Source organism: Streptomyces spiroverticillatus (genome assembly GCA_014650415.1).
GTDB classification, from domain to species: Bacteria; Actinomycetota; Actinomycetes; order Streptomycetales; family Streptomycetaceae; genus Streptomyces; species Streptomyces spiroverticillatus.
This window is the reverse complement of record BMUX01000019.1, coordinates 97913-120735: the sequence shown is the minus strand read 5'-3', so window position 1 is coordinate 120735 and position 22823 is coordinate 97913. Positions and strand designations below refer to the sequence as shown.

The following is a 22823-nucleotide window of genomic DNA, read 5'->3' as shown; positions in this document are numbered from 1 at the left end:
ACCGTGGGCGTGCCGCCGGGGAAACCACCGGCGGCACCTCCGGAACCGTACGAACGACACGACAGGGAACCCCGCCATGAGCATCGACTTCCGCACCGCCCTCCAGAACTACTTCGCCGCCTGGAACGCCGGCACCGGGCCCGACGACCTCGCCAAGGCCGTCGCGGTCGCCTTCACGGAGGACGCCGCCTACACCGACCCGGTCGCCGACGTGCGCGGGCACGCGGAGGTGACGGAGATGATCGCCGGGGCGCACGCCCAGTTCCCCGGCTTCGAGTTCCGGCTCGCCGACGAGCCCGACGGGCACCACGACATCGTCCGCTTCCACTGGGAGCTGGTCTCCCTCACGGACGGCTCCGCGCCCATCGCGGGCTTCGACGTGGCCACCGTCGCGGCGGACGGCCGGGTCGCGAACGTGAAGGGCTTCCTGGACCGCCTCCCGGGAGCCTGAGTTACCGTACGCAAGATCGTCCGTACGGTGCGGGCCGTGCGGGTCAAGTGGTGAGGCCGGGAGCCTTGTTGGCCCGGCCCGTCACATTCTCCGTACGGCGGTCGTCAACCAGTTGCGGCCGTACGAGAAGGGGCCGCGACCTCACGACGAGAGACACGGGGGCCCTGCGCCATGGAACCGATACGCACCGCAGCCGAAGGACCCGACTTCCTGGCGGGCCAGTTCGAGGCAAACCGGGACCGGCTGCGCGGGGTCGCCTACCGGATGCTCGGTTCCTCCGCCGAGGCGGAGGACGCCGTCCAGGAGGCCTGGCTGAGACTCGGCAGACAGGACCCCGCCACCATCGACAACCTGCCCGGCTGGCTGACCACCGTCGTCGCCCGGGTCTGCCTCGACCAGCTCCGCTCGCGCACCACCCGCCGCGAGGACCCGCTGGACCCCCTCTCCGACACCCACGTGCCGGACCCGATCCTGCGCAGGGACGACGAGGCGGACCCGGAGCAGCAGGCGCTGCTGGCGGACTCGGTGGGGCTCGCACTGCTGGTCGTACTGGAGACGCTCGGCCCGGCCGAACGGCTCGCCTTCGTCCTGCACGACATGTTCGCCGTCCCCTTCGAGGAGATCGCCCCGCTGGTCGACCGCACCCCGGCGGCCACCCGGCAGCTCGCCAGCCGGGCCCGCCGCAGGGTCCAGGGCACGGCCCCCGCGCCCGACACCAACGCCTCCCGGCAGCGCGAGGTGGTCTCCGCCTTCCTGGCGGCGTCCCGGGGCGGGGACTTCGACGGGCTGCTCTCCCTCCTCGACCCGCAGTGCGTGCTGCGGGCGGACGCGGGGACGTCGCCGCTGTCGAAGGTGGTCCGGGGGGCGCGGGAGGTCGTCTCGAACGCGCTCATGTTCCGGCAGGCGGCGCAGTACGCGCGGCCCGCGCTGGTCAACGGTGTCCCCGGGCTGATCAACGTGATCGACGGGAAGGTCATGGGCGTCATGGACTTCACCATCGTCGACGGCAAGATCCTCGAACTGAACATCCTGGCCGACCCGGACCGCCTCGCCACCCTGGACGTGAGCTTCCTGGAGGCGTGAACCGCAGGTCGCGGGGGCGGGCGCGGACTGCCCGCCCCCGGGGCCCGGCGGCCGGGCGGCCCCGAACCGCAGGGGGCGCGGCCCGGAACCCCGGGGGCCGCCGCCCCCACGTCACCCTCACCCCCGCCCACGAGATATCTTGACGTCAAGCAATGTTGCAGACGTGGAGCGGAGTACCCGGTGACTGACTCGACCATCATCTATACGCACACCGACGAGGCCCCGGCCCTCGCGACGTATTCGTTCCTGCCCGTCGTCGAGGCCTACGCCTCCACGGCCGGTGTCACGGTCGAAAGCCGTGACATCTCCCTGGCCGGCCGCATCATCGCGAGCTTCCCCGAGCGCCTGAAGGAGGAGCAGCGGATCGATGACGCCCTCGCCGAGCTCGGCGAGCTGGCCAAGACGCCCGGCGCCAACATCATCAAGCTGCCCAACATCTCGGCCTCGATCCCGCAGCTGAAGGCCGCGATCGCCGAGCTCCAGGCGCAGGGCTACGCGCTCCCGGACTACCCGGACGACCCGAAGTCCGACGAGGACAAGGACGTCCGCGCCCGTTACGACAAGGTCAAGGGCAGCGCCGTCAACCCGGTCCTGCGCGAGGGCAACTCCGACCGCCGCGCCCCCGCCTCGGTCAAGAACTACGCCAAGGCCCACCCCCACCGCATGGGCAAGTGGACCCCGGAGTCCAAGACCAACGTCGCCACCATGGGCGCCGACGACTTCCGCTCCACCGAGAAGTCCGCCACGATCGCCGAGGCGGGCTCGCTCCGCATCGAGCTGGTCGGCGACGACGGCAACACCACCGTCCTGCGCGAGTCCGTACCGGTCCTCGCCGGTGAGGTCGTCGACGCCTCCGTGATGCGCGTCGCCGCGCTGCGCGAGTTCTTCACCGCGCAGGTCGCCCGCGCCAAGTCCGAGGGCGTGCTCTTCTCCGTGCACCTCAAGGCCACGATGATGAAGGTCTCCGACCCGATCATCTTCGGCCACGTGGTCCGCGCCTTCTTCCCGAAGACCTTCGCCCAGTACGGCGACGTGCTCGCCACCGCCGGTCTGACCCCGAACGACGGCCTCGGCGGCATCTACAAGGGCCTGGAGGCCCTGCCGCAGGGCGCCGAGATCAAGGCCTCCTTCGACGCCGAGCTGGCCGAGGGCCCCGAGCTGGCCATGGTCGACTCCGACAAGGGCATCACCAACCTGCACGTGCCGTCCGACGTCATCGTCGACGCCTCGATGCCGGCCATGATCCGCACCTCCGGCCACATGTGGGGCCCGGACGGCAACGAGGCCGACACCCTCGCCGTCCTCCCGGACTCCTCGTACGCGGGCATCTACCAGGTCGTCATCGACGACTGCCGCGCCCACGGTGCCTACGACCCGGCCACCATGGGCTCCGTCCCGAACGTCGGCCTGATGGCGCAGAAGGCCGAGGAGTACGGCTCCCACGACAAGACCTTCGAGATCCCGGCCACGGGCACCGTCCGCGTCGTGGACGCCGCGGGCAACGTGGTCCTGGAGCAGGTCGTCGGCGCCGGTGACATCTTCCGCATGTGCCAGACCAAGGACCTCCCGATCCAGGACTGGGTCAAGCTGGCCGTCACCCGCGCCCGCGCCACCGGCGTCCCGGCCGTGTTCTGGCTGGACGAGGAGCGCGCCCACGACGCGCAGCTCATCACCAAGGTGAAGAAGTACCTCGGCGACCACGACACCGACGGTCTCACCATCGAGATCATGTCGCCGGTCAAGGCCATCGCGTACTCCCTGGAGCGCATCCGCCGCGGCGAGGACACCATCTCGGTGACCGGCAACGTGCTCCGTGACTACCTGACGGACCTCTTCCCGATCCTGGAGCTGGGCACCAGCGCCAAGATGCTCTCCGTCGTCCCGCTGATGAACGGCGGCGGCCTCTTCGAGACGGGCGCCGGCGGCTCCGCCCCGAAGCACGTCCAGCAGCTCGTCAAGGAGAACTACCTCCGCTGGGACTCCCTCGGTGAGTTCCTGGCGCTGGCCGTCTCCTTCGAGCACCTGGCCACCACCACGGGCAACGCGCGTGCCCAGGTGCTCGCCGACACCCTGGACCGCGCCACGGGCACCTTCCTCAACGAGGACAAGTCCCCGAGCCGCAAGCTGGGCGGCATCGACAACCGCGGCAGCCACTTCTACCTGGCTCTGTACTGGGCCCAGGAGCTGGCCAAGCAGACCGACGACGCCGCGCTCGCGGAGGCCTTCGGCTCGCTGGCCGCGAAGCTCGCCGAGCAGGAGGAGACCATCGTCTCCGAGCTGATCGCCGTGCAGGGTTCGCCGGTCGAGATCGGCGGCTACTACCAGCCGGACGCCAAGAAGGCCTCGGCCGTCATGCGCCCGTCGAAGACGCTGAACGAGGCGCTCTCCACGCTCGCCTGAGCCTCCTGACGCTGTGTCAACAGGACTGCCCCGGCCGGTGCTTCACCGGCCGGGGCAGTCCCGCGTTCAGGCCACGAGCCCCCAGGCCAGGGCTCCCGCCGCAGCCACTCCGTACGCCCACACCCCACCCCGCACGACCCGCTCCCGTACCTCCGCACTCCACGTCGTACGGACGTCCATCAGCCACGCCAGCGCGGGCAGCACCAGCACCGCGTGCAGGCTCACCCCGTGCAGGGGTTTGAGCACGCCCGTCGAGGCGTACGCGTCCACCTGGTGTCCGGTACGGGTCAGGATCACCCCGCGCGCGATCATCACCGCCCCCGAGGCCAGCCCCACCAGCAGGTACGCGAACCCGGCCCGCAGCGCGAGCGGCATCCCGGCGGGGCCTCCCGCTCCCCGCCGGAACACCGCCACGGCCAGCACCGTCAGCAGCACCACGAGCAGCACCCCGCCCACCGCGAGCCCCATGGACACCACGGTGTCGAAGGTGGTCTCCATGTTGAGGTGCGAGGGCCTGCGCCGCCACGCCTGGAGGGTGATCCCGCCGACCTCCAGCACGCAGTCCGCCGCGAACAGCCCGAGCACGACGTTCCGCGTCCGCTCGCCGATCCGCAGGTACGACGCCACCCACGCCACCGCGAGCAGCGTCACGCCGAAGGACAGCCCGAAGGTGACGGGCTTGCGCCAGGACACGGGCCCGTACCAGGGCCCGCCGTCCACCACGAAGACCGCGAGATGCAGCAGCCCGGCCGCGAAGAGCAGCAGACCGACCAGCACACAGGCACGCTCGACGGGACGCAGGGCACGCGGGGCGGGGGCGAGGGTCGTCATCATGTGCTCCAGCCTCCGCCGCAGGGGCTCGCGGGTCGTCGTCCTCGGGGAGGCAGGTGCACTGCTCCTGGGGCAGTACGGCCGAGGGGTCTCGCCCCTCGCCCCGGCGCTGTGGGGAGACCTCCCGTGCCGGGCGTGCGGGGTGGTTGATGAGGGGCGGGTCGCCGGGCCACGGGCCGTGGTCGATGCGCCCGTCAGCGGTGGTCGTTCCTCCCGGCGGGGAGGCGGGGGGCCCTCACCGGCCACGGCGGAGGGCGTCGGCCGTGCCGGGGTGGCGTGGCCTCGGCCGCGTGCCGTCGTCGTACGAGGCGGTCGTCAGCCGGTGTCGTACGAGGCGGCCGTCGGCCGGTCCCGTCCCCGGCGCCCGGAGCAGTCCTCGGCAGTCCTCGGCAGCCCTCAGGGCAGCCCCGAGTCGCCCTCAGCGGCCGCCGCTCGCCCCGGCGGCCCGGTCGTCCTGCGCTGCGGGCCGCTGCTCGGGGTCCTCCGCCGCCCCGGAAGCGAGCAGCTCGGCCAGGTTGTCGGTGGACAGCACCAGCACCGCCCCGACCAGCCCGGCGACGGACGCCGCCACCACCCCGGTCCAGTGGTACTCGGCCTCCCAGGGCGTCTGGCAGAGCAGCCCGGCCGCGACCACCGTCAGCAGCGCCACGTTGCGCACCACATGGCGCGGGCCGATCGGCGCGGTCGTGGAGCCGAAGCAGTTGCAGGACTGGTCCTTGCCGCGCAGGAGTACGCCCGCGATCCCGGCGGTGAAGGCGACCAGCAGCACCCCCGCCACCACGAAGCCCGCCACCCCGCCCGGCCACAGCACCAGCAGCGCGACGGAGCCGATCTCGCCCGCCACCACGCCCACCGCGACGGCGGGGGCGAGCGGCGCGGGCACCGCCATGTCACGGGTCGCGGTCACGAACGACCGGAACGACGCGGCCGACAGCAGCTTGCTCGCCGCCGAGGCCACGAACACCATCGCTACGAGTACGCGGCACGCCAGTACGACGTAGTCCACGGGCCGACCTCACTTCCCCCGGTATCTCGGCAGCCGCCATCTAACCCCATGCACCTCAGAGGCAACAGGTGCAATCCCGTCAACAGGGCTCCGCCCGGGCGCCCTTGGCCGACCGGCCCGAGGGCTCCCCACTCGACGGGTACCCGCCAAGCCGAGCCGGTGTTAGGTTTGCCTAACCTAAGTGCATCGGGGAGTGAACGGCATGGCCAAGGACGGCAAGTACCGCAAGCCCGAACAGCGGGAGTTTCTCGTCCTGCGCGTAGTGGCCCGCAAGCAGATCAGTCCGAACTTCGTCCGCGTCACCCTCGGCGGCGACGCCCTGCGGAACTTCGTGCCGATGGGGTACGACCAGTGGTTCCGCGTCTTCCTCCCCACCGCCAAGGGTGTGCTCCGCCTCCCCAAGCGCACCAACGGCCTCTGGGTCGCCGAGTACATGCTCATGTCCAAGGACACCCGCCCCATCGGCCGCAACTACACCGTGCGCCACCACCGCACCGAGGGCCTCTACGGCGAAGGACCGGAGCTCGACGTCGACTTCGTCCTCCACGAGGACGCCGACGGCAAGCTCGGCCCCGCCTCCGCCTGGGCCCGCGACGCCGCGCCCGGCGACGAGATCGGCATCTTCGACGAGGGCATCACCTACCTGCCCCCGGCGCACACGACCTGGCGCCTCCTCGTCGGCGACGAAAGCGCGCTTCCCGCCCTCCTCGGCATCCTCGCCTCGGCCACCGACGACACCCCCACCGAGGTGTACGTCGAACTCCCCGACCCCGACGACGCCCAGCCCCTCCCCGCCCCCCGCCCGAACACCACCGTCCACTGGCTGACCCGACCCCCCGGCACCCCCGTCGGCGACACAGCCCTCGCCGCCCTCCGCGCCGCCACCCTCCCGGAAGGCCCCGGCTACGCCTGGACGGCGGGCGGCCGGCGCCTCGCCACGGGAGTCCGCCGCCACCTGGTCACCGACCGCGGCTTCCCCAAGGACACGGTGACCTTCACGGGCTACTGGCGCTGAGGCCCCAACGCCGTACCGGAGGCCGACGCCCACCCGGCCCCGCGTGCCCGGCCCGCACCGGAGCGATCTATTCTTCCGCTCGCGATCGGCTCGCGATCGGCTCGCGATCGGCTCGCGAAGCGAGAACGCGGGGGCGAGCAGGAAGCCGGGGCAGCAGGGCCGACGGCCGAGCCTGAGTGCCGGCACGGGTGCAGCGCCCGCCCGTCCTCGGCCGGGACGTCTCCGGCCGTGCCTTCCTGCTGATCGGACCGGCGACTCATGACGGGACGGGGCACGGATGAACATGGGCGGGACAACGCTCGAAGCGGCGGTCCGGCGCGGAGACGCGGATGCGGTGACCGCGTCGCTGGAGGCGGGAGCGGCCGCGGACACGGTCACTGACGACGGACTGCCCGTGCTGTGCCTGGCGATCGCCGCCCATGACGCCACCGTCGCGGAGGCGCTCGTCGAGGGCGGCGCGGACCCGGACCGCAGGCTGCCGGACGGAACGACTCCGCTGGTTCGGGCAGTCGACGGCGGCTCTCCAGCGGTGGCGCAGGCCGTGCTGGGCCGGGAACCCCGGCTGCGCCTCCCGGAGCCCGAACGGGAGCAACTGCTCGCCTTGGCCCGGCGCTGGTACGAGCGGGGCGCGCCGGACGAACTGCGCCGCCGGACGGGCCGGTCGGGCTCCCTGCGCCAGGCCCGAGTGATGGACGACGAATACGGCCATGTGACGCAGCTGACGCTCGGCGGCCTCACGGTCCGCGCCGGGCACGGCGCGATCCTCACCAACCTGGAGTGGGCCTTCCGGATCCTGACCCCGGTCGACGAGCTGGTGGCCAGGGCAGTGGCGCGACGTGACCCGGACCATGTCGACTGGGCGGCCGCCATGTGGGTCCTCAGCGAACGCCGCAGCAAGGAGACGTGGTCGGCCCTCACGGTGCACCGCCGCAATCCGGCTCCGGAGTACCGTCGCTTCGTCCTCGACGTCCTCCGCTGGTACGTGCTGACGCCGTTCAGCTGGCGGAACTCCTACGAGAAGGAGACGGCGGAACTGCTGGTCGCCTGGGCCGTCGACGGCGAGGACGACCCCGGCGTCCTCGCCGAGGTGCTCCGCGTCCTGAACGAGACGGAGCACCGGGAATCAGTGGCCGTGGGACTGCGGTACGCCGATCACCCGGACCCGCGCGTCCGCGCCCGGGTCCCCGACCTCCTGCTCTGCCGCGACACCGTTGGCCCCTCCCTCCGCGCGGAGGCCGGGACCGTACTGCTGGCGCTCGCCGGGGACCAGGACGGGGCGGTGCGGGCCGAAGCCGCCGAGGTGCTGATCGCGGCCCACGACGGCAGCTCCGGGTGCACGGACGCCGTCGTCCGGCTGCTCCAAGATCCGGTGGCCGAGGTGCGGGCCCGCGCCGCGTCGGCGGTCGCAGGCGGTGCGGACCGTACGGCAGCGGTCGCCGACGCCCTCCTGGCCCTGCTCGACGAGGACGACTTCGCGACACGGCTCAACGCCGCCTACGGCCTCCTGCGGCGGGACGACCCGCGCACGGGGGAGGCGATCGAACGGGTGGGCCCGCTCGATCGCCCCGGCTTCGAGCACGACCACCGTCTTTGTGCGGTCAGGAGTTGGCAGAGGAGCCGCGAGGACGGTTCCGCCCCCGGATAGGACCCGCGTTCCGGCGCCCTCGGCCGCACCCGCTCCGTACCACCCCCTGCCGCTCTTTGCATAAACCTGCGCTCGTACGTATAGTCATGCCATCGACAAGGAGGGTCCGATGGTGGTCAGGGCAGCAGTGGCGGGAGCGAGCGGATACGCGGGCGGGGAACTGCTGCGCTTCCTCCTCGTGCACCCCGACGTGGAGATCGGCGCCCTCACCGGCCACTCCAACGCAGGTCAGACGCTCGGCAGCGTCCAGCCGCACCTCGCGCCGCTCGCGGACCGCGTGCTGGAGCCGACCACGGCCGAGGTCCTCGCCGGACACGACGTCGTCTTCCTCGCGCTGCCGCACGGTCAGTCCGCCGCAGTGGCGGAGCAGCTCGGCGACGACGTGCTGATCGTCGACATGGGGGCCGACTTCCGGCTCACCGACGCCGCCGACTGGGAGAAGTTCTACGGCTCCCCGCACGCCGGCACCTGGCCCTACGGCCTGCCCGAACTGCCGGGTGCCCGCGCCGCGCTGGAGGGGTCCAAGCGCATCGCGGTGCCCGGTTGCTACCCCACGGCCGTCTCGCTGGGCCTCGTACCGGCGTACGCGGCCGGACTCGCCGAGCCCGAGGCCGTCATCGTCGCCGCGTCCGGCACCTCCGGCGCGGGCAAGGCCGCCAAGCCGCACCTGCTCGGCTCCGAGGTCATGGGCTCCATGTCCCCGTACGGCGTCGGCGGCGGCCACCGGCACACCCCCGAGATGATCCAGAACCTCAGCGCGGTCGCGGGGGAGCGGGTCACCGTCTCCTTCACCCCGACCCTGGCCCCGATGCCGCGCGGCATCCTCGCCACCAGCAGCGCGAAGGCCAGGCCCGGGGTGACGTACACGGACGTACGAGCCGCGTACGAAAAGGCATACGCGGACGAGCCGTTCGTCCGCCTCCTCCCCGAGGGGCAGTGGCCCGCCACCGCCTCCGTGTACGGGGCCAACGCCGCGCAGATCCAGGTCGCGTACGACGAGGCCGCGCACCGCGTCATCGTCGTCAGCGCCATCGACAACCTCGCCAAGGGCACCGCCGGCGGCGCGGTGCAGAGCATGAACATCGCCCTCGGACTCGACGAGTCCACGGGCCTCACTTCGATCGGAGTAGCACCGTGAGCGTCACGGCAGCACAGGGATTCACGGCGGCGGGCATCGCCGCCGGGATCAAGGCGAACGGCAACCCGGACCTGGCCCTCGTGGTCAACACCGGGCCGCGCCGCGCCGCCGCGGGCGTCTTCACCTCCAACCGCGTCAAGGCCGCCCCCGTCCTCTGGTCCGAGCAGGTCGTCAAGACCGGCGAGATCACCGCCGTCGTCCTCAACTCCGGTGGCGCCAACGCCTGTACGGGACCGAAGGGCTTCCAGGACACCCACGCCACCGCCGAGAAGGCGGCCGAGGTCCTGGAGATCGGCGCGGGCGAGGTCGCCGTCGCGTCGACCGGGCTCATCGGCGTGCTCCTCCCCATGGACAAACTGCTCCCCGGCATCGACAAGGCCGCCGCCGAGCTCTCCGTCCACGGCGGCGAGAAGGCCGCCATCGCCATCAAGACCACCGACACCGTGCACAAGACGTCCGTGCACACCAGCCCCGCGGGCTGGACCGTCGGCGGCATGGCCAAGGGTGCGGGCATGCTCGCCCCGGGCCTCGCCACCATGCTGGTCGTCCTCACCACCGACGCCGACCTCGAGGCCCCCGTCCTCGACAAGGCGCTGCGGGACGCCACCCGGCAGACCTTCGACCGGGTCGACTCCGACGGCTGCATGTCGACCAACGACACCGTGCTGCTGCTGGCCTCCGGTGCGTCCGAAGTCGCCCCCGGATACGAGGAGTTCGCGGCCGCCGTACGTACCGTCTGCGACGACCTCGCCCGCCAGCTCATCGGCGACGCCGAGGGGGCCAGCAAGGACATCCGTATCGAGGTGATCAACGCGGCCACCGAGGACGACGCCGTCGAGGTCGGCCGGTCCATCGCCCGCAACAACCTCCTCAAGTGCGCCCTGCACGGCGAGGACCCCAACTGGGGCCGGGTGCTCTCCGCCATCGGTACGACGAAGGCGGCCTTCGACCCGGACGAGCTGAACGTCGCCATCAACGGCGTCTGGGTCTGCAAGAAGGGCTCCGTCGGCGACGACCGCGACCTGGTCGACATGCGCTACCGGGAGATCAAGATCACCGCCGACCTCGCCGAGGGCTCCGAGTCCGCCGTGATCTGGGCGAACGACCTCACCGCCGACTACGTCCACGAGAACAGCGCGTACTCCTCATGAGCAGCCCCCAGAAGGCCTCCGCCCGCAAGCACACCGCCCTGCCCAAGGCGCAGATCCTCATCGAGGCCCTGCCGTGGCTGACCCGCCACCAGGGCAAGACCGTCGTGATCAAGTTCGGCGGCAACGCCATGGTCGACGAGGACCTGAAGGCCGCCTTCGCGCAGGACGTCGTCTTCCTGCACCACGCGGGCCTGAGGCCCGTCGTCGTGCACGGCGGCGGCCCGCAGATCAGCCGGCAGCTCGACGCGGCGGGCATCGTCAGCGAGTTCAAGGCGGGCCTGCGGGTCACCACGCCCGAGGCCATGGACGTCGTACGGATGGTCCTGGCGGGCCAGGTCCAGCGCGAGCTGGTCGGCCTGCTCAACCAGCACGGTCCCCTCGCGGTCGGCCTGACCGGCGAGGACGCGCACACCATCACCGCCACCCAGCACTTCCCGCAGATCGACGGCGAGTCCGTCGACATCGGCCGGGTCGGCGAAATCACCGCGATCGACACGGGCGCCATCGAGGCGCTCCTGGCGGACGGCCGCATCCCGGTCGTCTCCTCGATCGCCCGCTCCCAGGACGCTTCTGAGGGGGGACGTGTCTACAACGTCAATGCTGATACGGCGGCTGCGGCACTCGCTGCGGCGCTGGACGCCGAAACGCTGATGGTCCTCACCGACGTCGAGGGCCTCTACGAGGACTGGCCCAACAGCGACGACGTCATCAGCCGACTGACCGCCACCGAACTGGAGAAACTCCTGCCGGAGCTGGCCAGCGGCATGGTGCCCAAGATGCAGGGCTGCCTGCACGCCGTGCGCAACGGCGTCACCACCGCCCGCGTCATCGACGGACGGGTCCCGCACTCGATCCTGCTGGAGATCTTCACGGACGAGGGCATCGGCACGATGGTCGTCCCGGACGCCCCATACGCAGACCACGACACCCAGGGGGAGCCCCAGTCATGAGCAACGCCGACCTCACCGGACGGTGGCAGCACGCCCTCACCAACAACTACGGCACCCCGCAGCTCGCCCTCGTCCACGGCGAGGGCTCCACCCTCCGGGACGCCGACGGCAAGGAATACGCCGATTTCGTCGGCGGCATCGCGGTCAACGCCCTCGGCCACGCCCACCCGGCGATCGTCGAGGCCGTCTCCTCGCAGATCGCCTCCCTGAGCCACGTCTCCAACCTCTTCGTCGCCGAGCCGCCCGTCGCGCTCGCCGAGCGGATCGTCGAGCTGTCCGGCCGCCCCGGCAAGGTCTACTTCTGCAACTCCGGCGCCGAGGCCAACGAAGCCGCCTTCAAGATCGGCCGGCTCACCGGCCGCACCCACATGGTCGCCACCACCGGCGGCTTCCACGGCCGCACCATGGGCGCCCTGGCGCTCACCGGCCAGGAGGGCAAGCGGGCACCGTTCCAGCCGCTTCCCGGCGACGTCACGCACGTACCGTACGGAGACGTGGAAGCCCTGCGGGCAGCCGTCACCGAGGACACCGCCCTCGTGATCATCGAGCCCATCCAGGGCGAACTCGGCGTCGTGGTCCCCCCGCCCGGCTACCTCAAGGCCGCCCGGGAGATCACCCGCGCCACCGGCACCCTCCTGGTCCTCGACGAGGTCCAGACCGGCACGGGACGCACCGGCCACTTCCTCGCCCACCAGGCGGAAGAGGGCATCGACCCGGACATCGTGACCCTCGCCAAGGGCCTCGGCGGCGGTCTCCCGCTGGGCGCGACCGTCGCGTACGGAGCGGCCGCAGACCTTCTCAAGCCCGGCCACCACGGCTCCACCTTCGGCGGGAACCCGACCGCCTGCGCCGCCGGACTGGCCGTCCTGGACACCATCGCCGCCGACGGACTCCTCGACGAGACCAAGCGCAAGGGCGAGAAACTGCGGGACGGAATCCAGTCACTCGGACACCCGTTGGTATCCCACGTCCGGGGTGCGGGCCTGCTCCTGGGTATCGTCTTGTCCGAGTCCCTCGCTCCCCAGGTGCAGCAGGCGGCTCAGGACGCCGGTTTCCTCGTGAACGCGCCCGCCCCGGATGTCGTACGGCTCATGCCCGCCCTGACCATCGGCGACGACCTCCTGGACGCGTTCCTTGTGGCCCTGCCAGGCGTTCTCGACACGGCACACGGGGACCAACGATCCGGAGAATGACGCAGATGACCGAGGCGCACGCGCGGGACAACGAACACGGCGGCAACGGCGGCCCCGCCGTACCCCAGACCCGGACCGCACGCCACCGCCGGATCGTGGACATCCTCAACCGGCAGCCGGTGCGCTCGCAGAGCCAGCTCGCCAAGCTCCTCAGCGACGACGGGCTGAGCGTCACCCAGGCGACGCTCAGCCGGGACCTGGACGAGCTGGGCGCGGTGAAGATCCGCAACACCGGCGGCGAGCTGATCTACGCGGTGCCCAGCGAGGGCGGCTTCCGCACCCCGCAGGCGCCGCTGGGGGAGTCCGCCAAGGAGGAGCGGATGCGCCGCCTCTCCGCCGAACTGCTGATCTCGGCGGAGGCCTCGGCCAACCTGGTCGTCCTGCGTACGCCGCCGGGAGCCGCCCAGTTCCTGGCCTCGGCCATCGACCAGGCGGAACTGCGGGCGATCCTCGGCACGATCGCGGGCGACGACACGCTGATGCTGATCAGCCGCGACCCGGCGGGCGGCCAGGCCCTGGCCGACCACCTGCTGCGCCTCGCGCAGAAGGAGCGCTAGTCCTCCGCGAGGAGAGCTAGTCCCCGCTCTTCTTGCTGCGGTACGACATCCAGGCCGCCACCAGCGCGCCCGACACGTTGTGCCACACCGAGAAGACCGCCGACGGCAGCGCGGCCAGCGGGCTGAAGTGGGCGGTGGCCAGGGAGGCGGCGAGCCCGGAGTTCTGCATGCCGACCTCGAAGGCCATCGCCCGGCTCGCGGGCTTCCCGAGCCGGCCGAGCTTCCCCGCCCCGTACCCGAGGGCAAGCCCCAGCCCGTTGTGCAGCACGACGGCGACGAAGACGAGCAGTGCCGCCGACTTGATCGCGGCGGCGCTGCCCGCCACCACCACGGCCACGATGACCGCGATCGTGACGGCCGACAGCCACGGCAGCGCCCCGAGCACCCGCTCCAGATACCGCCCCGCCACCAGCCGCACCACGAGCCCCGCGATCACCGGCAGCAGCACGGTCTTCAGGATGTCCTCGACCATCGACCCGGCGTCGACGGGGAGGTACTCCCCGGCCAGCAGCAGTGTCAGCGGCGGCGTGACCAGCGGGGCCAGCATGGTCGACACGGTCGCGACGGATACCGACAGTGCCACATCGCCCCTGGCCAGATACGTCACCACATTCGACGCGGTCCCACTGGGCGCACACCCCACCAGAATCACCCCCGCCGCGAGCTGCGGCGGCAGACTCAGCGCGTGGGCGATGAGCCACCCGAGCCCCGGCATGATCACGTAGTGCGCCACGAGTCCGAGCAGCACCGCCCACGGCCGCTGGGCCACCCCCTTGAAGTCCACCGGCGTCATCGTCAGCCCCATGCAGAACATCACGATGCCCAGCAGGTACGGCACGGAGGTCTTCCAGTCGGCGAAGGTGCCCGGGGTCAGCAGCCCCAGGGCACCGGCGACGAGCACCAGCACGGGGAAGACCGTGACCGCCCGTCGGGCGGTCCTGTCGGTGTCGTCCTGGCTGGTCGGAGCGGGTGTCTCGGTTTCGGTACGCACGTCGTGATGCAACGCCCGTCCGCCCCGCCCATGCAACACCGTCTCGATATGTGGTCGCTACACGTACGCCTCAGTAGCGGGTGATCGCGGTCTTCCCCCTCATGGTCCCGACGGCGATATGCGGCTTCTGCCCCGGATCGACCCACCGCAGAATCTTCCGCATCGCCCCCTTCGGCACGGACACACAACCGGCCGTCGCACCGGGCCCGTTGACGTGCAGAAAGATGCCCGCACCCCGCCCGCGCACCGGCCGGTCATAGTTGAACCCCACCACCAACGCGTGCGCGTACTGCACCCCGTACGCATCCAGCTTCTCGGCCTCGCCCGCCCGGCAGTCCTCCGGAAGCCCCTCCACCCACCGGTTGTACGCGCGCGACCGATTGTCCTGACACCACCACGACGCCGCCCCGACCCGCCGGTACACGACCCGCGCCCCCTTCGGCGCGGCCTCGGTCCCGAACCCGTAGGGAAGCTCGTACAGCCCGGTCGGCGTCGTATTCGTGCTCTGCACCCTGACCGCCCCCTCGACCAGCCCCTTCGCCCCGAACCGCGCCGGAGCACTCCCGGCCGCCACCCACCGGGACCCCCGCCGCTCCCACCAGGTGACGGTCCCCGTGGTGGAGGCCGTGCCGTCCGCCACAGCGGTGACGAGCTGCCGCCCCCCACCGGTGTCGGCCATCCGCGCGGGAAGCGGGACTTCGGGGGTGTCCGGAGCGAGCAGACAGGACACCAGGACGGCACAACCGAGGGCGCGCGTGAGGATCATGTTCCGACGTTACGAAGCCCTCGGCGGCGGAAGCGGCAACGGCACCGTAGGCCACGGTGTGCTCGTCCTTCCGGCTCAACCGACCTGCCGTACCGGTGATTTCACCAGGTGGACGGGTGCTTGCCGGTCACGGCCTGGTACAGCCTCCGGGCGGCGAGCCGGGTCGGGGGCGGCACCTCCTCGCCGAGCCGTGCGGCGAACCAGGCCTCGGGGAGCCGGCCCGGCGACGGCAACAGCGCGTCGACGGCGGCGCGGACCACGGCGGGGTCCGGGTCGTCGACGAGGGGAAGCAACTCTGCGACGGCCACGACGTCGAGCGCCTTCAGGCCGGCCACGGCCTGGGCCCGGACCCGGGGAACGGGATGGGCGAGCAACGGCCGCAGCAGCGCGGCGTCCGCGCGCTCACCGCACTCGCCGAGTCCGGCGGCGGCAGCGGCCTGCGCGTGGTCCAACCGCCCCGCATCCGAGCACAGTTCGCGATACCGGGGCAGCGCAGGGGAACCGTGCTGCCGCAGCACCCACCGGGCACAGGCGCGTACGACGGGCGCCCGGTCGGTGAGGAACGGCTCGGCGCGCGCGGCCGAACCGAACCGGTTGAGCGCGCTGACACCGGTGGCACGGACCCTGGACTGCCGGGAGTCGAGCAACAGTGCCAGCACTGCCTCGGTCTCCTCGCCCGGAAGCGCGGCGACGGCCGCCTGCGCGAACCGGTCCTGGACCGTGACGTCGGACCCCTTCGCGGCGAACCGGGCGAGCTCGACGGGGGAGAACAGCTCCCGCTCGACGGCCTCCCGGGCGGCGAGCCGTCGCACCCGCCGTTCGGGCGCGCTCAGGCAGCGGGCGACGAAGTCGGGCGCAGAGTACCGGAGTTGGTGCTCCGCGAGTGCGAGCACACCCGCGCCGTGCCGCCGTTCCGCCACTCTTACGATCACTGCCGCGACGTCGCAGAAGGCCTGGACGGGGAGGGCGGGCAGGGCCGTGCGCAGGAGAGCCAGTGCTCGCTCCCGCACCGGAGCCGCCCAGTCCGTGCCGCGGATCGCGACAAGGGGCAGCAGCGCGGGAACGCCGGGCACGCGCGCGAGCGCCGCCTCCCGGACACGCCCGTCCGCGTGGCACAGCGCCACCGCCAGTTCCCGCTCGGTGGACCCGGGACCGAGGGGCACCGGCTTCGCCGGCTCGTCCCAGGGCCGCCACTCCCGGCGCAGGACGTCCCGGATGTCGAGATCCAGCGCGATCCAGGCACGCGGGTCGCGGACGTCCACGAGGTCCCGGATGCGGTCGGGCTCGGAACCGGAATTCCCGGTCGCCTGTTCGATGCTGTTCACCGGGCGAGCTTACGGCCAGGCTCACCCGGTGCGGGCCGGGACACCTGCGGGCCGGACCCCTACAGCTGCGCCCGCACGCCCGCCCCGTACTCCTTGACTTCCGCCGGGGACAGGTACGCCTTCGTCTGCTCGAAGTCCTGGAGGGTCTTCGGCTTGTTGTCCTGGAAGCCCGTGCGGACGAAATCGTCGCCCGCGACCGCGTTGAGGCCCCAGTTGACGACCACTCGGGCGCGGGCCGTCAGTGTGGGGAGGGCCATCACGTGGTAGCCGCGGGCCACCACCTGGGCCGGGAGGCCGTGCAGTTCCACGCCCAGGGGCTTGGAGACCGCGTCCGCGCCGCCCAGGTCGACGACCAGGCCCAGGTCCTTGTGGATGTACGGCTTGAGGGGCGCACCCGTCATGCTCGCCACGATGTTGTCCGCCAGGACCTTGCCCTGGCGCTGCGCGTGCTGTGCGGTCGGCGGGCAGATCGCGTCGCCGCCCTTGGCCACGTCCGGCACCGCCGCGACGTCTCCGGCCGCGTACAGGCCGTCGTATCCCGGCACCTTGAGGTGGTCGGAGGAGATGATCCGGCCTCGGACGGTCTCCGCGCCCAGTGTCGTGACCAGCGGGGACGCGGCGACGCCCGCCGTCCAGATGAGGGTGCGGGAGGGGAGGGTGCGGCCGTCGGTCAGCTTGACGGTCGTCTCGTCGACGGAGGCGACGGAGGTGTTGAGCGAGAACTCGATGCCGCGCTCGCGCAGCATCGCCATCGCCTTCACTCCGAGCCGCTCGCCCAGTTCGGGGAGCAGGCGCGGGGCCACGTCGACCAGGTGCCAGCGCACCAGGGACGGGTCCAGGCGGGAGTACCGCTTGAGGGCGTTGGTGGTGAGGCGCTGGAGGCAGGCGGCCGTCTCGACGCCCGCGTAGCCGCCGCCCACGACCACGAATTGCAGGCGCGCCCGGCGCTCCTCCTCGTCCACGGCGGCCGCAGCCAGGTCGAGCTGCTCGATCACGTGGTCGCGGATGTACGCGCCCTGGCCGAGGGTCTTCACGCCCAGCGCATGGTCGGTGAGGCCGGGGATGTCGAAGGTACGGGTCGTGGACCCGGCGGCGATGACCAGGTGGTCGTACGGCTTGGCGGTGATCTCGCCCGTCGTCTTGCGGACGATGCACACCTTCGCCTCGGCGTCGATGCCGATGGCCACGCCCGGCACGATCTTCGTACGGCGCAGTCGGCGGCGCAGCGAGACCGCGACGGACTGGGGGGTCAGGACGCCCGCCGCCACGTGCGGGAGGAGGGGGAGGTAGAGCTGGTAGTCCTGCGGGGAGATCAGGATCAGTTCGGCGTCGCGCGGGGAGAGCTTGCGCTCCAGGCGGTGCAGGCACTCGATCCCGACGAAGCCTGCGCCGACCACCACAATCCTCGGTCGCGTCATCGTGTCCACTGCTCCTTCGCTCCGGCGGGGAATCAGAGAAATCGCAGAACTGCAGAACTGGAGAAATCGCAGAACCAACAGAAAACGTCTCCAGCATCGGCGCTCTTGCGCCTGCCCGCTCGTTGGCAGGGGATTCGCGCGGCATCCGAGGGAGGCCGTCCCGTACCCCACCCGCAGTCCTTTGACAAAACATACGGACCTCTGCATAGTTATGCTTATCGCTGGATGGGCGACGTCGCCCGGCCGTCACTCGTTACTCGTACGAACCCGCCTCCTCCCCGTTCCTCCGCGCGGGGAGGAGGCAGCACATCCACACTGATCGAGGAGTTCCCGCTGTGAGCAGCAACACCGGTGAAGGTCGGCTCTGGGGCGGCCGGTTCGCCGACGGTCCGGCCGAGGCCCTGGCCAAACTGTCCGCGTCCGTCCACTTCGACTGGGTGCTCGCCCCGTACGACATCGCCGGCTCCCGCGCCCACGCCCGCGTCCTGCACAAGGCCGGACTGCTCACCGCCGACGAACTCACCCGCATGCTGGCCGGACTCGACCTGCTCGAAGAGGACGTCGCGTCCGGCGACTTCGTCGGCACGGTCGCCGACGAGGACGTCCACTCCGCCCTGGAGCGTGGCCTCATCGAGCGCCTCGGCGCCGACCTCGGCGGCAAGCTCCGGGCCGGCCGCTCCCGCAACGACCAGGTCGCCACCCTCTTCCGGATGTACCTGCGCGACCACGCCCGCACCATCGGCGGCCTCCTCGCCGAACTCCAGGACGCCCTGGTCGGGCTGGCCGAGGCGCACCCGGACGTCGCGATGCCCGGCCGCACCCACCTCCAGCACGCCCAGCCGGTCCTCTTCGCGCACCACATGCTGGCCCACGTCCAGCCCCTGGCCCGGGACGCGGAGCGGCTGCGGCAGTGGGACACCCGTACCGCCGTATCCCCTTACGGATCGGGCGCGTTGGCGGGATCCTCGCTCGGCCTGGACCCCGAGGCGGTCGCCGCCGACCTCGGCTTCGAGCACGGCTCGGTCGGCAACTCCATCGACGGCACGGCCTCCCGGGACTTCGTCGCCGAGTTCGCGTTCATCACCGCGATGATCGGCGTGAACCTCTCCCGGATCGCCGAGGAGATCATCATCTGGAACACGAAGGAGTTCTCCTTCGTCACCCTCCACGACGCCTTCTCCACCGGCTCCTCGATCATGCCGCAGAAGAAGAACCCGGACATCGCGGAGCTGGCGCGCGGCAAGTCGGGGCGCCTCATCGGCAACCTGACCGGCCTGATGGCGACCCTCAAGGCGCTGCCCCTGGCCTACAACCGGGACCTCCAGGAGGACAAGGAGCCCGTCTTCGACTCCTGCGAGACCCTCGAGGTCCTGCTGCCCGCCTTCACCGGCATGATGGCCACCCTCACCGTCAACCGCGAGCGCATGGAGGAGCTGGCCCCGGCGGGCTTCTCGCTCGCCACCGACATCGCCGAGTGGCTGGTCAAGCAGGGCGTGCCGTTCCGGGTGGCGCACGAGGTCGCGGGCGAGTGCGTGAAGGTGTGCGAGGCGGAGGGCATCGAGCTGGACCAGCTGACGGACGATCAGTTCGCCAAGATCTCCGAGCACTTGAAGCCCGAGGTGCGTACGGTCCTCAACGTCCCCGGCGCACTGGCCTCCCGCAGCGGCCGCGGCGGCACGGCCCCCTCGGCGGTCGCCGTGCAGCTCGCCGAACTGAAGGCGGACCTGGCGACGCAGCACGCGTGGGCCTCGGCGAAGCGGTAACGAGCGGTACGAACAGTGAGGGGCCCGGCCATCCCGTCCGGGCCCCTCTTCATGCCGCCCCCCGGAGGTGCCCCTTGCCGTCGCCGCCCCCCGGGCAAGGGGGTGGCCCACCCGATGCCGGGCCACCCCGGCTCCGCCCCTTGCCCCCGGCCGCACCCGTGAAAGGGGGCCCGGCCAACCCCGTACACCCCTTCGTGAGACACCCGCGTCTCATTCGGGCTATCCTCGTCTCATGACAGTCGACCGCGACCGCGTCCTCCGCTCCGCCGCCGCCCTCCTCACCCGCAAAGCCACCGCGACCATGGACGAGGTCGCCAAGGCCGCCGGCATCGGGCGGGCCACCCTGCACCGCCACTTCGCCGGGCGTGACGCCCTCATCAAGGCACTGGAGGACCTCGGTATCCGGGAGCTCGACGCCGCGCTCGACAAGGCCGCGCTCGACGAGGGCACCGCCACGGACGCCCTGCGCCGCCTCATCGCCGGATCCGAGCCCGTCGCCGGGCTCTTCGCCTTCCTCATCACCGAGAACCAGCTCTTCGAGGGCGAGCAGCACCAGGGCTGGGACCGCATCGACGCCCGCATCGCGGCCCTCTTCCGGCGCGGCCAGGAGAGCGGCGAATTCCGCATCGACCTCGGCCCCGCCTGGCTGACCGACGCCCTCTACGGGCTCGTCACCTCCGCCGCCTGGTCCATCCAGGACGGCCGGACCGCGGGCAAGGACTACCAGCACATGATCGTCGAGTTGCTGCTCGGCGGTGTACGACGGAGCGTGGAGAAATGACAAGCACCGAACAGCAGCACGCGGGAGCGGCGGAGTCCGGAGGCATAGCCAGCCCGGGCCGCTGGCTCGCGCTGGCCGTGCTCGTCTTCGCCGTACTCCTGGTGGCCGTCGACGCCACCGTCCTGGGCCTCGCGACGCCGTTCCTCAGCGAGGACCTGAAGCCCTCGGGCACCCAACTCCTGTGGATCGGCGACGTCTACTCCTTCATCATCGCGGGCCTGCTCGTGTCGATGGGCAGCCTCGGCGACCGGATCGGGCGCAAGAAGCTCCTGCTCACCGGTGCCGTCGCGTTCGGCGCGGTGTCCGTGCTCAACGCGTACGCCACCAGCCCCGAGATGATGATCGTCGCCCGCGCCCTGCTCGGCGTCGCCGGTGCGACCCTCATGCCGTCCACCCTCGCGCTGATCCGCAACATCTTCCACGACCCCAAGGAACGCAGCCTCGCCGTCGGCATCTGGGGCGCGGCGGCCTCCGCCGGTGCGGCCGTCGGCCCGGTCGTCGGCGGATTCCTCCTCGAGAACTTCTGGTGGGGCTCGGTCTTCCTGATCAACCTCCCGGTCATGGCCGTCCTGGTCGTCGTCGGCATCAAGCTGCTGCCCGAGTCCAAGGACCCCTCGCCCGGCCCCTGGGACCTGCTCAGCGTGCTGCTCTCGCTGGTCGGCATGGTCGCCGTCGTGTACGCCATCAAGGAAGCGGCCGTGCACGGCTTCCGCTGGGACATCGCGGCCGCGGCGGTCGTCGGACTGGGCGCGCTCTACTGGTTCGTACGCCGCCAACGCACCCTTCAGTCCCCGCTGCTGGACATGCGGCTCTTCCAGCACCGCGGCTTCTCCGGCGCTGTCCTGGCCGACCTGCTGACCATCCTCGGGCTCTCCGGACTGGTCTTCTTCCTCTCCCAGTTCCTCCAACTGGTCCAGGAACGCTCGCCGTTGCAGGCCGGACTCATCGAACTCCCGGCCGCCGTCGGTGCGGTGGGCGCGGGCCTGACCGCCGGATTCCTGGCCCGTCGTACGTCGGTGCGCCTCGCGGTGTCGGGCGGTCTGACCGCCGTCGGCCTCTCGCTGGCCGCGTGCACCCTGCTCACCGCCGACACCGGGATCGTGGCGCTCGGCTGCGCGCTGTTCCTCGGCGGGCTCGGAGCGGGCCTCGCCTTCACCGTCACCGCCGACGTGATCCTCTCCAGCGTCCCCAAGGAGCAGGCGGGCGCGGCCTCCGCCGTCTCGGAGACCGCCTACGAACTGGGCGCGGCCCTCGGCATCGCCCTGCTCGGCTCCATCGTCACCGGCATCTACCGGGGCTTCCCCGTCCCGGACGGCGTCCCGGCCGACGTGTCGGCGGCCGCCCACGACTCGCTGGGCGGGGCCGTGGAGTCGGCGGGCGTGCTGCCCCAGGACCAGGCGACGGCCCTTTTGGTGTCCGCCCGCGACTCCTTCACCGACGGCTTCCAGACCGCCGCCCTGGTCGGCGCGCTGGTGCTGTTCGCGACGGCCTGCGCGGCCTGGTTCATGCTGCGCGGCCAGAAGCTCGAAGAGGGCATCGAGCACTGACGTACGGCTGCACATGGATACGGGAGAGGGCCCGCCGGAATCGTCCGGCGGGCCCTCTCCCGTATCAACTTCCCTGCGGTCAGGCCGCCTTGGCCTTCGTGGCGTACATGTCCACGTACTCCTGGCCGGACAGCTGCATGACCTCCGACATCACCGAGTCGGTCACCGCGCGCAGCACGTACCGGTCGCGGTCCATGCCCTCGTAGCGGGAGAACTCCATCGGCTTGCCGAAGCGCACCGTCACCTTGCCCGGACGCGGCAGGCCCGCACCGCCGGGCTGGATCTTGTCGGTGCCGATCATCGCGAACGGGACGACCGGGGCGCCGGTCATCAGGGTCAGCCGCGCGATGCCGGTGCGGCCGCGGTAGAGGCGGCCGTCGGGGGAGCGGGTGCCCTCGGGGTAGATCGAGAACATCTTGCCCTCCTCCAGCACCCGGCGGCCGGTCATCAGGGCCGCGACGCCGCCGCGGCCGCCGTCCCGGTCGACCGGGATCATGCCGCAGCTGGTGAAGAACCACGCCATGAGACGGCCCTTGAGGCCCTTGCCCGTGACGTACTCGTCCTTGCCGATGTAGTGGACCTGGCGCTCCAGGCAGATCGGCATGATCATCGAGTCGATGAAGGTGAGGTGATTGCCGGCGAGGATCACCGGACCCGTCCCCGGGATGTTCTCCGCGCCCTCCACCTGGGGGCGGAACATCAGACGCAGGATCGGTCCGAGCACTGCCTTGATGAGCCCGAGACGGGACAACGGTTCCTCCGAAGTCGTGGGTTTCCGGCGAGCGGAATCAGGTTTACGCGGGACGGCGCAG

Annotated in this window: 20 protein-coding genes; 13 read left to right on the top strand and 7 right to left on the bottom strand. The window is 71.6% G+C overall.

Going from position 1 to position 22823, the window contains the following annotated elements; translation table 11 throughout:
* The first annotated feature begins 76 nt into the window (after positions 1 to 76).
* From IE269_RS35700 to IE269_RS35690, 3 genes are all read left to right on the top strand, one after another.
* The gene (locus tag IE269_RS35700; RefSeq protein WP_189827438.1) at positions 77 to 451 is read left to right on the top strand and encodes a nuclear transport factor 2 family protein; all 375 of its coding nucleotides are present in this window, start codon (positions 77 to 79) and stop codon (positions 449 to 451) included.
* A 171-nt stretch (positions 452 to 622) separates the two neighbouring features.
* Positions 623 to 1534, top strand: coding sequence for a sigma-70 family RNA polymerase sigma factor (locus IE269_RS35695; protein WP_189827437.1), 912 nt, complete (start codon positions 623 to 625; stop codon positions 1532 to 1534).
* 180 nt (positions 1535 to 1714) lie between these two features.
* A complete protein-coding gene (locus IE269_RS35690; RefSeq protein WP_189827436.1) occupies positions 1715 to 3934 on the top strand; it encodes an NADP-dependent isocitrate dehydrogenase in 2220 nt (739 codons plus the stop codon).
* A gap of 66 nt (positions 3935 to 4000) precedes the next feature.
* Here the strand turns inward: IE269_RS35690 and IE269_RS35685 are convergent, their stop codons facing one another.
* Entirely contained in the window at positions 4001 to 4768 is a 768-nt protein-coding gene (locus tag IE269_RS35685) for a hypothetical protein (protein ID WP_189827435.1), read from the bottom strand.
* Between the two features lie 415 nt (positions 4769 to 5183).
* Positions 5184 to 5771, bottom strand: a complete 588-nt coding sequence (locus IE269_RS35680; protein WP_189827434.1) for a MauE/DoxX family redox-associated membrane protein — start codon at positions 5769 to 5771, stop codon at positions 5184 to 5186.
* A gap of 202 nt (positions 5772 to 5973) precedes the next feature.
* Here IE269_RS35680 and IE269_RS35675 point away from each other — a divergent pair, with 202 nt between their 5' ends.
* From IE269_RS35675 to IE269_RS35645, 7 genes are all read left to right on the top strand, one after another.
* A complete protein-coding gene (locus IE269_RS35675; protein WP_189827433.1) occupies positions 5974 to 6786 on the top strand; it encodes a siderophore-interacting protein in 813 nt (270 codons plus the stop codon).
* A 283-nt stretch (positions 6787 to 7069) separates the two neighbouring features.
* A complete protein-coding gene (locus tag IE269_RS35670; protein ID WP_189827432.1) occupies positions 7070 to 8431 on the top strand; it encodes an ankyrin repeat domain-containing protein in 1362 nt (453 codons plus the stop codon).
* A 109-nt stretch (positions 8432 to 8540) separates the two neighbouring features.
* Entirely contained in the window at positions 8541 to 9569 is a 1029-nt protein-coding gene (gene argC, locus IE269_RS35665) for an N-acetyl-gamma-glutamyl-phosphate reductase (RefSeq protein WP_189827431.1), read from the top strand.
* Positions 9566 to 10720, top strand: coding sequence for a bifunctional glutamate N-acetyltransferase/amino-acid acetyltransferase ArgJ (argJ, locus tag IE269_RS35660; RefSeq protein ID WP_189827430.1), 1155 nt, complete (start codon positions 9566 to 9568; stop codon positions 10718 to 10720). The genes argC and argJ overlap by 4 nt, the downstream gene beginning before the upstream one ends.
* Complete coding sequence (gene argB / locus IE269_RS35655) at positions 10717 to 11670, top strand: acetylglutamate kinase (protein ID WP_189827429.1); 954 nt, start codon at positions 10717 to 10719, stop codon at positions 11668 to 11670. The genes argJ and argB overlap by 4 nt, the downstream gene beginning before the upstream one ends.
* Positions 11667 to 12863 carry an acetylornithine transaminase gene (locus IE269_RS35650; protein WP_189827428.1) on the top strand — a complete coding sequence of 399 codons (1197 nt, stop codon included), beginning with the start codon at positions 11667 to 11669 and terminating at the stop codon, positions 12861 to 12863. Before argB ends, IE269_RS35650 begins: the two co-directional genes overlap by 4 nt.
* Before the next feature lie 5 nt (positions 12864 to 12868).
* Positions 12869 to 13420 (top strand): arginine repressor, encoded by a 552-nt coding sequence (locus tag IE269_RS35645; protein ID WP_189827480.1) that lies wholly within the window; start codon positions 12869 to 12871, stop codon positions 13418 to 13420.
* A 16-nt stretch (positions 13421 to 13436) separates the two neighbouring features.
* Here IE269_RS35645 and IE269_RS35640 read toward each other — a convergent pair whose 3' ends face one another.
* The 4 genes from IE269_RS35640 to IE269_RS35625 form a co-directional block, all read right to left on the bottom strand.
* Positions 13437 to 14411: a bile acid:sodium symporter family protein gene (locus tag IE269_RS35640; RefSeq protein ID WP_229898133.1), complete on the bottom strand. Its 975-nt coding sequence runs from the start codon at positions 14409 to 14411 to the stop codon at positions 13437 to 13439.
* A 70-nt stretch (positions 14412 to 14481) separates the two neighbouring features.
* A complete protein-coding gene (locus IE269_RS35635; protein ID WP_229898131.1) occupies positions 14482 to 15177 on the bottom strand; it encodes a L,D-transpeptidase family protein in 696 nt (231 codons plus the stop codon).
* 101 nt (positions 15178 to 15278) lie between these two features.
* Positions 15279 to 16502, bottom strand: coding sequence for a HEAT repeat domain-containing protein (locus tag IE269_RS35630; RefSeq protein WP_189827426.1), 1224 nt, complete (start codon positions 16500 to 16502; stop codon positions 15279 to 15281).
* 59 nt (positions 16503 to 16561) lie between these two features.
* Positions 16562 to 17920 (bottom strand): NAD(P)/FAD-dependent oxidoreductase, encoded by a 1359-nt coding sequence (locus IE269_RS35625; protein WP_189827425.1) that lies wholly within the window; start codon positions 17918 to 17920, stop codon positions 16562 to 16564.
* 335 nt (positions 17921 to 18255) lie between these two features.
* Here IE269_RS35625 and argH point away from each other — a divergent pair, with 335 nt between their 5' ends.
* The 3 genes from argH to IE269_RS35610 all read left to right on the top strand — a co-directional run bounded on the left by argH (position 18256) and on the right by IE269_RS35610 (position 22011).
* On the top strand, positions 18256 to 19683 hold the full coding sequence (gene argH, locus IE269_RS35620; protein WP_189827424.1) for an argininosuccinate lyase: 1428 nt from the start codon (positions 18256 to 18258) through the stop codon (positions 19681 to 19683).
* A 232-nt stretch (positions 19684 to 19915) separates the two neighbouring features.
* Complete coding sequence (locus IE269_RS35615; protein WP_189827423.1) at positions 19916 to 20464, top strand: TetR/AcrR family transcriptional regulator; 549 nt, start codon at positions 19916 to 19918, stop codon at positions 20462 to 20464.
* Positions 20461 to 22011, top strand: a complete 1551-nt coding sequence (locus tag IE269_RS35610; protein WP_189827422.1) for an MFS transporter — start codon at positions 20461 to 20463, stop codon at positions 22009 to 22011. Before IE269_RS35615 ends, IE269_RS35610 begins: the two co-directional genes overlap by 4 nt.
* Before the next feature lie 79 nt (positions 22012 to 22090).
* Here the strand turns inward: IE269_RS35610 and IE269_RS35605 are convergent, their stop codons facing one another.
* A complete protein-coding gene (locus IE269_RS35605; RefSeq protein WP_189827421.1) occupies positions 22091 to 22762 on the bottom strand; it encodes a lysophospholipid acyltransferase family protein in 672 nt (223 codons plus the stop codon).
* Between the last annotated feature and the right edge of the window lie 61 nt (positions 22763 to 22823).

Coding starts and splice junctions, on each gene's coding strand:
- argC (WP_189827431.1), top strand. CDS start 8,541: ATGGTGGTCAGGGCAGCAGTGGCGGGAGCGAGCGGATACGCGGGCGGG.
- IE269_RS35650 (WP_189827428.1), top strand. CDS start 11,667: ATGAGCAACGCCGACCTCACCGGACGGTGGCAGCACGCCCTCACCAAC.
- IE269_RS35700 (WP_189827438.1), top strand. CDS start 77: ATGAGCATCGACTTCCGCACCGCCCTCCAGAACTACTTCGCCGCCTGG.
- IE269_RS35645 (WP_189827480.1), top strand. CDS start 12,869: ATGACCGAGGCGCACGCGCGGGACAACGAACACGGCGGCAACGGCGGC.
- argB (WP_189827429.1), top strand. CDS start 10,717: ATGAGCAGCCCCCAGAAGGCCTCCGCCCGCAAGCACACCGCCCTGCCC.
- IE269_RS35625 (WP_189827425.1), bottom strand. CDS start 17,920: ATGACGCGACCGAGGATTGTGGTGGTCGGCGCAGGCTTCGTCGGGATC.
- IE269_RS35685 (WP_189827435.1), bottom strand. CDS start 4,768: ATGATGACGACCCTCGCCCCCGCCCCGCGTGCCCTGCGTCCCGTCGAG.
- IE269_RS35670 (WP_189827432.1), top strand. CDS start 7,070: ATGGGCGGGACAACGCTCGAAGCGGCGGTCCGGCGCGGAGACGCGGAT.
- IE269_RS35635 (WP_229898131.1), bottom strand. CDS start 15,177: ATGATCCTCACGCGCGCCCTCGGTTGTGCCGTCCTGGTGTCCTGTCTG.
- IE269_RS35695 (WP_189827437.1), top strand. CDS start 623: ATGGAACCGATACGCACCGCAGCCGAAGGACCCGACTTCCTGGCGGGC.
- IE269_RS35615 (WP_189827423.1), top strand. CDS start 19,916: ATGACAGTCGACCGCGACCGCGTCCTCCGCTCCGCCGCCGCCCTCCTC.
- IE269_RS35675 (WP_189827433.1), top strand. CDS start 5,974: ATGGCCAAGGACGGCAAGTACCGCAAGCCCGAACAGCGGGAGTTTCTC.
- IE269_RS35610 (WP_189827422.1), top strand. CDS start 20,461: ATGACAAGCACCGAACAGCAGCACGCGGGAGCGGCGGAGTCCGGAGGC.